Annotated in this window: 8 protein-coding genes and 1 pseudogene; 6 read left to right on the plus strand and 3 right to left on the minus strand. The window is 67.4% G+C overall.

Annotated elements, in window-relative coordinates:
* The first annotated feature begins 107 nt into the window (after positions 1-107).
* Positions 108-977: a phenylalanine 4-monooxygenase gene (gene phhA / locus VGI62_RS08210; RefSeq protein WP_331503928.1), complete on the plus strand. Its 870-nt coding sequence runs from the start codon at positions 108-110 to the stop codon at positions 975-977.
* Here phhA and VGI62_RS08215 read toward each other — a convergent pair.
* Positions 971-5,128 carry a translocation/assembly module TamB domain-containing protein gene (locus tag VGI62_RS08215; protein WP_331503929.1) on the minus strand — a complete coding sequence of 1,386 codons (4,158 nt, stop codon included), beginning with the start codon at positions 5,126-5,128 and terminating at the stop codon, positions 971-973. The genes phhA and VGI62_RS08215 overlap by 7 nt on opposite strands.
* Entirely contained in the window at positions 5,125-6,930 is a 1,806-nt protein-coding gene (locus tag VGI62_RS08220) for an autotransporter assembly complex family protein (protein ID WP_331503931.1), read from the minus strand. The genes VGI62_RS08215 and VGI62_RS08220 overlap by 4 nt, the downstream gene beginning before the upstream one ends.
* Positions 6,931-7,183: 253 nt before the next feature.
* On the opposite strand from VGI62_RS08220, the gene VGI62_RS08225 reads away from it, so the two are divergent.
* The 5 genes and pseudogenes from VGI62_RS08225 (at position 7,184) to VGI62_RS08245 (ending at position 11,323) form a co-directional block, all read left to right on the plus strand.
* Positions 7,184-8,620 carry a circularly permuted type 2 ATP-grasp protein gene (locus tag VGI62_RS08225; RefSeq protein WP_331503936.1) on the plus strand — a complete coding sequence of 479 codons (1,437 nt, stop codon included), beginning with the start codon at positions 7,184-7,186 and terminating at the stop codon, positions 8,618-8,620.
* 10 nt (positions 8,621-8,630) lie between these two features.
* The gene (locus VGI62_RS08230) at positions 8,631-9,575 is read left to right on the plus strand and encodes an alpha-E domain-containing protein (protein WP_331503933.1); all 945 of its coding nucleotides are present in this window, start codon (positions 8,631-8,633) and stop codon (positions 9,573-9,575) included.
* Between the two features lie 14 nt (positions 9,576-9,589).
* Complete coding sequence (locus VGI62_RS08235; RefSeq protein WP_331503934.1) at positions 9,590-10,576, plus strand: transglutaminase family protein; 987 nt, start codon at positions 9,590-9,592, stop codon at positions 10,574-10,576.
* Positions 10,577-10,820: 244 nt separating this feature from the next.
* Positions 10,821-10,946 (plus strand): annotated as a pseudogene (locus VGI62_RS08240) (hypothetical protein); the annotation flags it as partial.
* Positions 10,946-11,323, plus strand: a complete 378-nt coding sequence (locus tag VGI62_RS08245) for a type II toxin-antitoxin system HicB family antitoxin (protein ID WP_331503937.1) — start codon at positions 10,946-10,948, stop codon at positions 11,321-11,323. The pseudogene VGI62_RS08240 and the gene VGI62_RS08245, both read left to right, overlap by 1 nt.
* A gap of 54 nt (positions 11,324-11,377) precedes the next feature.
* Here VGI62_RS08245 and VGI62_RS08250 read toward each other — a convergent pair.
* On the minus strand, positions 11,378-11,591 hold a 214-nt coding region (locus tag VGI62_RS08250; RefSeq protein WP_331503935.1), incomplete at its 5' end, for a hypothetical protein.

Genomic DNA, 11,591 nt, shown 5'->3' on the forward strand with positions numbered 1-11,591 from the left:
GATTTGTGCGCCTCGCCGCAGGATTGCGAACGATCCTTCCGCCGCCCCCCGCCTGGGCGGCCAAACGCGAACGGAACTTCCGCATAAAGGCGGCCATTGTCCGGAACATGAGCGCGGATGGTTTTGCAAAGTGCCCGCCCCCAGGCGCGCGGGCGGATTGGACGATCGACCAGGGTTGGGAGGCCTACACGGCGGCCGAACACGCAGTCTGGATCACCCTCTATGAGCGACAGTCCGCGATGCTCCCTGGGCGGGCTTGCGAGCCGTTCCTCAGGGGCCTCGAGGCGCTGGACCTGCATCGCTCCGGCATTCCGGACTTCGCGCGGATCAACGCCGAGTTGAACCGGCTGACCGGTTGGAGCGTCGTGGCCGTGCCGGGCCTCGTCCCTGACGAGGTGTTCTTCGATCACCTCGCCAACCGCCGCTTTCCGGCGGGGCAGTTCATTCGGAAGCCGGACGAACTCGATTACCTCCAGGAGCCCGACATTTTCCACGACGTGTTCGGTCACGTGCCGATGCTGACCGACCCGGTATTTGCCGACTACATGCAGGCCTATGGCCGTGGCGGGCAGCGCGCCATGCAAATGGGCCGCCTGCACAATCTGGCTCGGCTCTATTGGTACACTGTCGAATTCGGCCTTTTGCAGACTCCGCAGGGCCTGCGGATCTACGGGGCCGGCATCGTCTCCAGTCGATCGGAATCGATCTTCGCCTTGGACGACCCTTCGCCGAACCGCCTCGGGTTCGACCTCGAACGGGTCATGCGCACGCCGTACCGGATCGATGATTTCCAGCAGGTCTATTTCGTCATCCCGTCACTGCAGGCGTTGCTCGACGCGACCCTGCAGGACTTCGCCCCGATCTATCGACGCCTCGCCCGCGCGAGCGACATCGGGATCGAACGGATCGAGCCTGGCGACCTGGTGATCACCGCCGGGACCCAGGCCTACGCCCACAGCGGCGCTGCGGCTCAGTAGTCACGCCGCCAGCGCACCGAAAGCCGGCTGTCGCCCAGGGCTCCGACGCGTGAGACGATCGACAGCGTCCGCCTGAACCGCCACTCCACCTGCACCGCCCCGCCGTCGCGACCACCACCGGTCAATTCCAGGTAGACGTTATTTGTCAAATACTTCCCGCCGGATACTGTCATGGCGGATCCGGTTGAGTCCCCGCCCCCCAAAGCCAGGCGGTCCAGGCCAGCGAAGGTCCTGAGGTTCCCGATCACGTCAAAACCCCCGCCGCCCGCAAGCGAAGAGAGAGCCGAGGCCAACTGCGCGGCCTCCAGCGGCGACAGCTGCGAGGTCGACTGCCCAAACAGCACGCGCGCCAGGATTTCGTCGTCAGGAAGGCTGGGTGACGAGGTGAGGCTGATCTCAGGCTTGGCCGCCGTGCCGCGGATCCGGACGGACGCGGTCAGCGAGGGATCATCGCGGGTCGCCGTCAGGTCGAGACGCACGCCCTCTGCGCGGGTCGAGAGGAAGACGACGCTCGTCGGGTCGAACTCGAAACGCCTGCCGGCGAACTCATAAGCGCCCCGAACCACGTGCGCCGTGCCGGTCAGATTCGGATGGGCCGTGGTCCCGCCGACGTGGGCGTCGAGTGACAGCTCGACGTCGAGGCCGTGCCCGCGCAGGAAAATCCCCTGGTTCGCTTGCAGCGCCACGTCGAGAGCCCACCCTTCCCCAGTGGCGGTGGGGGGCGCCAAGGAAGCGGGCAAGTCAGCAGGCCTGTTCTTCTCGACGACGGCCATCGCTACGACGCCGGAGGGCGTTGGCAGGCGCGCGGCCACATTGGCATGGTCGATCGTCAGCTTGCCTGAGAGGCGAACCTTGCCGTCCGCCGCCCGGTCTATCGTCGCAGCACCGGTCGCTGAGGCGACCGCCTGGCTGTTATCGATCAGCCGGAAGCCTTTCAGGTCGAGGCGGAAGGTCGAGGCGCCTTCGCGCAACAAGCTGATCCGGCCGGCCCCCGACACCGATCCGCCATGACCATCCACGCCGCTTGCCTGGGTCACGCTGACCGCGTCCTGGCTGAAGTCGGCCTTGAGGGCCACATTGCGGAGCGAAAGACCGGTTCCTCCGTCATCGAAACGGCCGCCATCCACCGTGATCTGGCCGGTGGCGTTGGGATGCGAGAGCGTGCCCCCCAGTGCGCCTTGCGCCATGACCTTGCCCGCCAAGCTGCGCTCGCCGCCGACCAGCAGGTCCCAGATCGGCCCCACTTGGCCCTGGGCGGAAAATTGGCCGTGCATGGGCTGCTGACGAGCGATCGCGATCCGAAATGGAGCCGCCGACGACTCGGCCGGAAGCACGACGCTGGCGTTGGCGGACAAGCCAGCAGCGCTGGTCGCGGTCATGTCGAGCGCAATCGCATTGCCGGAAAGCCGGCCGCGGACCGTCCCGTCGATGCCTGAGGCGCTCGGGGTCCCTCGGCCCCGCGCCCCGGCAAGCTTCGCCTCCAAGGCGCCGTCAAGCCGCGGGCCGGCGCCGTGCAGCGTAAGCGTGGCGTCCGTGCGGCCCGCCAGATCCTCGTTGAGCAGACCAAGCGTCAAGCCGGTCACCTGCGCGCGAACGTCGGTTCCTGTATCGGAGAGCTGGCCGTCGAAATCGATCTGGCCGCCGTCCGAGCTCGCGAGCTTCACCCGCGCGCTGCGTTGCGCGCCGACGAAACGTACTTGGGCCGTCTCCAGTGTGTGCACTTCCCGACGGCCGAGATGACCCTGCCCGGCGAAGGTCGCCGCGTAGCCTGGGTTGATGGAGGACAGCTGACCGCTGCCGTTCAGGCCCCAGGCTCCGGCGTCGGACTGACCCTCGACCCGCGCAGAATAGGCCAGCCGATCCATTGGACCGTCGCCCGTGAACTTGCCGGTGTGGATCGCGATCGTCGAGCCGATGAACCTCAGGTCCGTCGCCGTCAGGTTGAACGAACCGCGTGCGCCCCCAGGGGCGGCGTCGATCCGGACCCGACCCGCCACCCGACCGGTGTCGACGAAGGCGCCGCGGGTCACCGCGATATCCAGGTCCGCCGCCGACGGCGTACGGTTGCGCAGCGACAGGGATCCGGAAGCCTTCACGCCGCCGGCATCCACGGAAAGCCCCGTCAGATCGATTCCGCCTTCCGGGAAGCTGAAGTCCGTGCGCGCCCGCGCCGGGCCGTAGCCGCTCGCCCCCGTCAAGGTCGCCATGCCGCTCGAGCCGCCCGCCCGTTGCAAAAAGCTCAGCGTAAGATGCGCGTCCTTCAGCGGCAGGCGCGGGATGTCGATCGCCGCAACGTCAGCCAGAAGGTCGGCCCGCGGGGCGCCGAGCGTCCCGGTAACAGCGCCAGAGCCCTTGGCCTTTCCGGTCACCTCCACGGGGCCGGCGCGGAACGGCCCATCGGCGTTCCAGTCGAGCTTGAATGAAAGACCTCCATCCGGGGCAAGGATGCCGGCTGTGCTGGCCCTCATCGCAGCGCCCGTCAGGTTGGCGGAGGCTACCGACAGGCGCCGTCCCTCAAGGTTCGCCTGCGCCTGAAGCTGGGGCCGCGGTCCCAGCAGCCGGTCGATCTCCGGGTAGCCGGTTGCGAACCGTTCCCCGCGCACGTCCAACCCGAACGCCCAGGGCTGCCCTGCCCGGCCCTGCGTGGCAGACCAGTCCGCCTGGGCCGAGCCTGCGGCGCCAGGCCGTGCGGCGGCCAGGTTGGAGATCGTCGCCTTGCCCTTGAAAGTCAGACCACCCAGGAGGCTTCGCCCGCCGTTCGCCTCGACCTTGAGCCCGGCCCCCACCACCTGCAGTCCGCGCAGCAGCAGCCGGCCATCGGCCAGTCGCGCTCCATCGAAATTCGCCCTCGGCGCGGCGCCCAGGGCCGCGCCCACAAAGCCCGTCCCGCGACCGCCGGCGCCGGCGAGGCTCGTCTTGACGTCCCACTGTCCGCCGCGTGCAACGACCTCCAATGGACCAGACGCCTGGCCGAGGCTGTAGCCGCCAAGGCTCGCCCGCGACACCAGGGCGTTGCCTGCAAACCGCCAGCCTTGCTTGACCTCGGTTACGCGGCCGTCGATGCGCGCCGGGCCCAACTCCGGGCCACCGGTGATGCGCGACAGATTCTGGGTATCGGCGGTCAATTCGACCCCCTGCGGTCCGACCCGCCGCTGCCCGAGGTCGCCCAGACCGTGAGCCCTGACCGTCAGGTTCTCCGAGTTGACCCGCGCCTCCAGGGCGAAGAGATCGGTAGCCGCCCGGCGCCCCTCCAATACGAAATACGCGGCTGGTCCAAGCCGGCGAGCGTAGGGTGCGCTCAGGGTCGACGCGGTGAGAGACAGTCGTCCCGTGGCCTCGCCCCCCTCCTTGGTCCATGCGCCCGTAGCCCGCAGCGGTTGGATCGCCCCGGAATTGGCGACCGCCGTGAATTGGCCCGCCGAGATCTTGCCTCCGGCTGACGCCTTGAGCGTGAAGGCCTGGTCCGCGGGCAGACCGAGTGCGCCGGCCAAGGCGCCGCCCCTGGCCTCCTCTGCGTCAACCAGCACAATCAGCGGCCGCGTGCGCGCCACGTCGAAATCGACGTTCAGGTGATCGCCCGGATGCAACACGCTGGCGGCCCGCACACGGCCACGCGGAGCGCCGCTGCGGCCCACGTAGAGATTGAGATCCAGATCGTAGACCCCGCGCACGTAGCTGAACGCCGGCAGCATCTCGACTCGGGCGTGGGCCTGGTCGATGCGGAAGGAGACCGGGTTGCCGGTGTCTTCGCCCTTTTTCGTAAGGGTCGGGCGCCGAAGCACCTTGATCGTCTGAACATCGATCCGATCGGCGTGGAAATTGCGCGCGAGAAGCGCCAGGTAGCGCCACCTCATGTGAAGATTGTCGGCCTCCAACCACACCCCGCCTTCGTCGCGGATCGTCAGTTTGCGGACGCCCAGATCACGCCACACATCGCCGCTCAGGCCTTCAATCTTCAGCCGCCCGAACCGCCCGATCTTGAGACCGTCAGCGGCCGCCTCGATCAGGAGCCGGCCCTGCGGCAGCAGGACTCCGAAGCGCAGGCCAATCAAGGACAGGGCGATAAACGCCAGGATCGCCAGGGCCGTGATGACGATGGCCTTGGGCAAGATCGAGCGGCGCACAGCCGGTATGGCGTCAGGCGCGCTCAAAAGCTCTGCCCTATGCTGACGTACAACTGGACCGCGGCCTGCCCGTGCCGGTCGGTGACCGGCGTTGCGATATCGACCCGGATTGGCCCGAAGCCCAGGTTGTAGCGCACGCCGAACCCGGCCCCGACGCCAACGTCGCTGAAGTTCGCGAATTGGGCGCTGCCCACGGCGCCGGCATCGACGAACACCACGACCCCCCATCGGCCTTGCAGATGCCGGCGAAACTCGAGCGAGGCCTCAGCCAGCGAGAGTCCGCCTTGCGGCGTGTTGTCGGCAAGCCTGGGGCCGACCTCCTGGAAGCCGAAGCCGCGCACCGACCCGCCGCCGCCGGCAAAGAAGCGTTGCGGGGCCGGAATGTCATCCAGGGGACCATCGATAATGCTGCCCAGGTGCACGCGGCCGGCCACGACGGTGCGGCCCTCACTATCGAACGGCAAGTAGCCGACGACCTGGCTCTGCACCTTCAGGTAAGGCAACACGCCTTGCCCGGTAAGCAGCGTTGGCTCGAGCCGCGCGCTGATCCGCCAGCCGCGCTTTGGATCCAGCGGATTGTCAGACCGGTCCAACGCCATGTCGGCGAGGCCGGCGAGAGTCACTATGTCCCTGCCAAGGGGCGTCAGTGTTCCGATCCGCACCTCGTAGGTGCGGCTGACGTCGACCGAACCGCCCCACGTGAAATAGGTGCCGGTCACGCCCAAGGTGGCGTTGCGGCCCCAGCGGCGGGTGACGTCAGCGCTGGCCATCACCCCTTCCTGGTCATACGCGGGGGTATTGGCGCGATAGACCGCTGCGCGCGTCGCCAAGGTCTGCTGCGGCGTCTCCCAATGCGGCAGGCTGAGGTCGAACTGAAGCCTGCTATCGATCTTGGAAATCCGTCCCAGCACCGAAAAGGTGTCGGCGCGGCTCAAGAGGTTGTAGCGCGTCCATTTGGAGTCGACGCCGAACCCCTCGGTGGTGTCGTAGCTGGCCCCTAGCTCAAGCGTGCTCCTTTTGCGCTCGGCGAGGCTCACGACGACCGGGCGCAGGCCATCGGGGGTTGTCTGGTCCGCGGGCGCCAGACCGACCGTAACGGACTCGTAGACGCCGGTGTCCAGGAGACGCCGCTCGAGCTCGGCGATGTATGCCGGATCGTACGCCGCGCCGGGTCGCCACGGCGCCAAGTGCTGCAGCCAACTGGCTGTCGTGCGCCCGTTCGTCGTGAGATGGATGGAGTCGAGATGGGCGATGTCGCCAGCGGCGATGCGGAAGTCGGGATTGATCGTGTGATCGGCATGGTCGACGACCACCTGGCGCGGTTCGACCCTGACGTCGGCATAGCCGCGTCTTTGTACGGCCGCCACCGCCCGGCCCTCGGCGCTGACAACGTCAGCTGCGCGTCCGGGCTGGCCCGGCGTGAGGGCCAGCGCCGCCTGGGCGGCCTGGGCCGTCATCGGCTCCGGCGGGGCGCCTACCCAGTCGATGTGGGCGCGCCCGAGCACAAACCTCGGCCCCGGCACGATCCTGACTACCGCCTTCGGCACGTCTCCTTCGCCGATGTCGGGTTCGACCTCATTGGCATAGAAGCCCTCCGACCGCAGCACCGAGATCGCGTCCTCGGCGGCTTCGCGTGCGCGCCTGCGGGCTTCGAACCGGTTCTCGATCGGGCGGTCCGCCTCTCCGACCGCCTTTATGACGGCGGCGCGCAGGTCCGCAGGCAACTGGCCCTCGATGGCGGCCTTGGGCTCCGCCGCAAGCGCGGGCGCGGCGATTGCCTGGATGCTGAGGACTGCCCCGGCCGCGACGGCGTAGACTACACGAGCCAAGCTCTCGAATCCTCGCGCGCCCCCTTGCCCTGCTGGGTGTAGCTGCGGCCACGAGGCCTGTCACCTGCGGGCGCCCAGGCGGGGCGCCTAAAGCCTAGGCGCCGGCGCGCGCAACTCGAACCAGCTCACGAAAGACCGCGCCGCGCTTTCGGCGCGCCCCTAGGGTTTGAGCACCGGGGATCGGTGAAGGAGGTGCGCGAGGGTGGAGTTGCGGACGGCCAGGGCGGAACGCGCGGAGCGGGCCTCGAATCCTATGGAGGCGCCGGCGCCCTATGACGAGATGCGCGCAGCCGAGGGCGTGGTTCGGCCGCACTACGCCGAACTGGCCGCCCGAATTGAAACGCTCAGCGCCGCTGAGCTCGCCGAGCGCCAGCGCACACTCGAACGCTTCTTCCTCCTGCAAGGGATCACCTTCACGGTCTACGGCGCGGCGAGCTCCACCGAGCGGATCATCCCGACCGACCTCCTGCCGCGGATTATCGCGGCGCGAGAGTGGGAAACCATCGAAGCGGGTCTCACGCAGCGGCTCAAGGCGCTGAACATGTTCCTGGCCGACATCTATTCCGGCCAGCAGATCCTGATGGATGGCGTGGTGCCGCGCGAGCTCGTGATGAACGCACCATCTTATCGGCGGGAAATGCAGAACCTCTACGTTCCGCACCAGGCCTACGCCAATGTTTGCGGCTCGGACCTGATCCGCCAGCCGGATGGCGTCTTCGCCGTGCTCGAGGACAATCTGCGGGTGCCCTCCGGCGTATCCTACATGCTGGCCAACCGAGAGGCCTCCAAGCGGGTCTTCCCCGGCACCTTTCGCGGCGCAGGCGTTCGGCCGATCGACCGCTATCCGGACCTTCTGCTGACCACGCTGAAGAGCATGGCGGCTGACTGGCGGCCCAACCCGCAGGTCGCCGTGCTGACGCCGGGCGTCTACAATTCCGCCTACTTCGAGCACGCCTACCTGGCCCGCCTGATGGGCGTGCCTCTGGTCGAGGGCCGCGACCTGGTGGTGCACGACAACATGGTCTACATGCGCACCACCACCGGCTTGCGCCGGATCGACGTCATCTACCGCCGGGTGGACGACGACTACATTGATCCGCTGACCTTCCGCCGGGATTCCGGCCTGGGTTCAGCAGGCCTCTTCAACGTCTACCGCGCCGGCAACGTCGTGATCTGCAACGCCCCGGGGACCGGAGTCGCCGACGACAAGGCGGTCTACGCCTACGTGCCGGAGATCATCCGTTACTATCTGGGCGAGGAAGCGATCCTGCCCAATGTCGAGACCTTCCTCTGCCGTGAGCCGGCTCAGCTCAGCCATGTGCTCGCCAATCTCGACAAGCTCGTGGTCAAGGCCGTTGGCGCCTCGGGCGGCTATGGAATGCTGGTGGGACCGCATTCCACAAGGGCGCAGCAGGAGGAGTTCGCCGCTGCGCTGAAGGCCGACCCGGCCAACTACATCGCCCAGCCGACGATACAGCTTTCCACGGCGCCGTGCCTGATCGACCACGCCATCGAGCCGCGGCACGTGGATTTACGCCCATTCATCCTCTCCGGTGAGAAGATCGTCGTAACGCCGGGCGCGCTGACGCGGGTGGCCATGCGCAAGGGTTCCCTCGTGGTCAATTCCAGCCAAGGCGGCGGGTCGAAGGACACCTGGGTGCTCACCGACCGGAAGGACTTACGGCCGTGAGGGGGCAGCCATGATGCTCGCGCGCGTCGCCGATAGCCTCTACTGGATCGGTCGGTATGTGGAACGGGCCGAGCATCTCTGCCGGCTCTCGGACGTCATGCTGACGGCCACGCTGGACCGAACCGAGTCCGCCACCCAGATCGCCCGCATGGCGCTCGTCGCCGTTGGCGATCCGGACACGGCGAAGCCCCAGAACCCCTACGAGGCGGCGCTAGCCCTGGTGCTGGACCGGGAAAACTCCGGCTCGGTGGCGACCTCGCTGGCCCGGGCGCGTGAGAACGCACGTCAGGTGCGCGACCAGATTACGAGCGAAACCTGGGAGCGGCTCAACCTGATCCACTTGAGGATGACCGATCCCCAAGCGGCGCGCATCTTCGCCGAGGGCAGCCAGGCCTTCCTGCACGACACCATAGCCGACCTGCACCTCTTCAAAGGGGCCGCGGACGCGACTATGAGCCACGGCGAGGGCTGGCGGTTCCTGCTGCTCGGGGTCTACCTGGAACGCGCGCAGCTGATTGGCGCCCTGCTGGAAGTCTGCTTCGGCGACCGGCGCCTGACGGCGATCACCGACCACTCGGCGTTGACTGCCCTGCTCAGGATGAGTTGCGCGCTGGAGCCCTATCTGCGGGTCTACACCGCCGACATGCAGCCGCGCTTGATCCTGGAGTTCCTGTTGCTCGACGAAGATTTCCCGCGCTCGGTGCGCTTCTGCACGAAGCGCATCGAGGAACATCTGACCTCGATCGGCGGCCACTTGGAAGCCGCCGGCGTCAGCGGCCCCGATCGCCTCGCCGGGCGCCTGCGCGCGCGCCTGCAGTACGCGGAGATCGGCGAGGTGCGGGCCAGCGGCGCCAGCGCTTTCCTGGGCGCCGTGCTCGACGAGTGCGCCGGCTTGCACAAGGCGATCTATGAGACCTTCGTCGCCTATACACTCGAACAGCGCCTGCCGGCCTAGGGAGCGAAACGACAGTGCTTCTCGCCGTCCGCCACTCCACCCGCTACCAATACGACGAGCCCGTGCGCGAGAGCGTCATGGAAATGTGGATGCAGCCGCAGAAGCGCGCCCATCAACGGCTGATCAGCTTCGAGTTGGAGATCGACCCGGCGGCGCAGCTGTTCTCCTACGCCGACAGCTTTGGTAACGCGGTCTATCATTTCGACATTCCCCAACCGCATGAGCGCCTGACGATAACGGCGCGCGCCGCCGTCGAGACGGAGCTCCCCGCCGAACTGCCTGAGGCGCTCGACCGCGGTGAGTGGGACCGGCTGCGATCGGATTTCGTGCGCGGCGAGCACTTCGACTTCCTGCACCCCCACGGCTTCGCCAGGGCCACCGAAGCGCTTCACGCCTTCATGGCTGAGAAAAACCTGAACGAACTGCGGGTCCGAGACCCTTTGCGGGCCGTCCGTGACCTGTCCCAAGCGATCTACCAAGCCTTCGACTACGAAGCCGGCGTAACCCGCGCCGACAGTCCAATCGACGAGGTGCTGACCGCCCGCAAGGGGGTCTGCCAGGACTTCGCCCACGTCATGATCGCGATTTGCCGGGAGTGGGGTGTCCCGGCCCGCTATGTCTCGGGCTACCTCTTCACCGATCGCCAGGCCGGCGATCGCTCCGATCCTGACGCCACCCATGCCTGGGTGGAGGTGTACCTGCCGAGCTTGCGATGGGTGGGCTTCGATCCGACCAACAACATCCTTGCCGGCGAGCGCCATGTGGTCTGCGCGGCCGGTCGCGACTACTCCGACGTGCCACCCTCGCGTGGGGTCTACAAGGGCGAGGCGCAAAGTGAGCTCGCCGTGGCGGTGACCGTGCAGAAGGCCCGTGGGGCGGTCAGCGAACCGGAATTCCTGCGCATCTCCCAGCCGACCACCAGGTCCGGCCAACGCCGCAGCCAGTACCCCGGCCTCGCCTACGACCAGCAGCGCCAGCAGCAACAACAACAGCAGCAGTAAGCCCGGCGCTGCGGCGGGAAAGCGCGCTTTCGCTAACGCTTAGACCCTGCGTCCGGAAAGGGGCCGACATGGCGCGCCGAAGGGCCGTCGTAGCCCGCCGCAGCGAGCGCAATTTAATGAGCCATGCTCCCGCCCGCCAGCTCCAAGCGCCGCCTCGCCGAGAGGAGGAATTGCTAGGCCCGGATGGGTTCACGGGCGAGTCGAGGTGGCCTAGAAAGGTGCGCGAGATTAGTTCAAGCACCCGACCAAGCCCGGCCGCATCACGATCGCCCATCCGAAGACAGACATCCCCATCGGCAGGCATCGTTCCATAGAAAAGCAGGCTGGCCTTAAGCTGAGCCAGGAGCCATCGCCCACTATATCGCGCTGATCCACCAGGACGCCGATAGCGACTACGGCGTGTCTTTCCCCGATTTCCCAGGCTGCACTTCGGCCGGCTCGACCCTTGACGAGGCGCGCGCGGGCGCAGCCGAGGCGTTGGCGCTGCATGTGGAGGGTATGGTCGAGGACGGCGACGCGGTTCCCGAGCCCTCGAGCCTGGAGAGCATCATGCGCGACCCCGACAATCGCGATGGCGTGGCGATCCTTGTCGATCTGCCCAGCGCCGCCAAGGTGGTCCGGGTCAACATCACCATCCAGGCGGACGTTCTGCGGGAGATCGACCGCAACGCCGAAGACCATGGCTTTACGCGCTCGGCCTTCCGAGTAGCGGCGGCGAATCGCGAGATCACGGCCGCCAAATCATAGCGCGAGAGGCGGCCCGGGTGGCCGGCCAGAGGCTCAAATTCGGTGCGTTCGTGGCTAGAACTTGCCAGGGAATTTCGCCCCACACGCCGCGCACTCAATCGTCGCGGGATTTCCCGCACCGACGCCGAAACTCCCGGCGGAATAGGTACGGCGTGGCGCGTCCGCGAACGGCGGCCCCGCCTCCTCGATCGCCACGACCCTGCCTGTGGCGCCGCAAGTAGGGCACTCGACGTCAAAGCTCAGTCGATGATTTGCGGCCATAGGTACT

Source organism: Phenylobacterium sp., assembly GCF_036495085.1.
Taxonomy (GTDB): domain Bacteria; phylum Pseudomonadota; class Alphaproteobacteria; order Caulobacterales; family Caulobacteraceae; genus Phenylobacterium.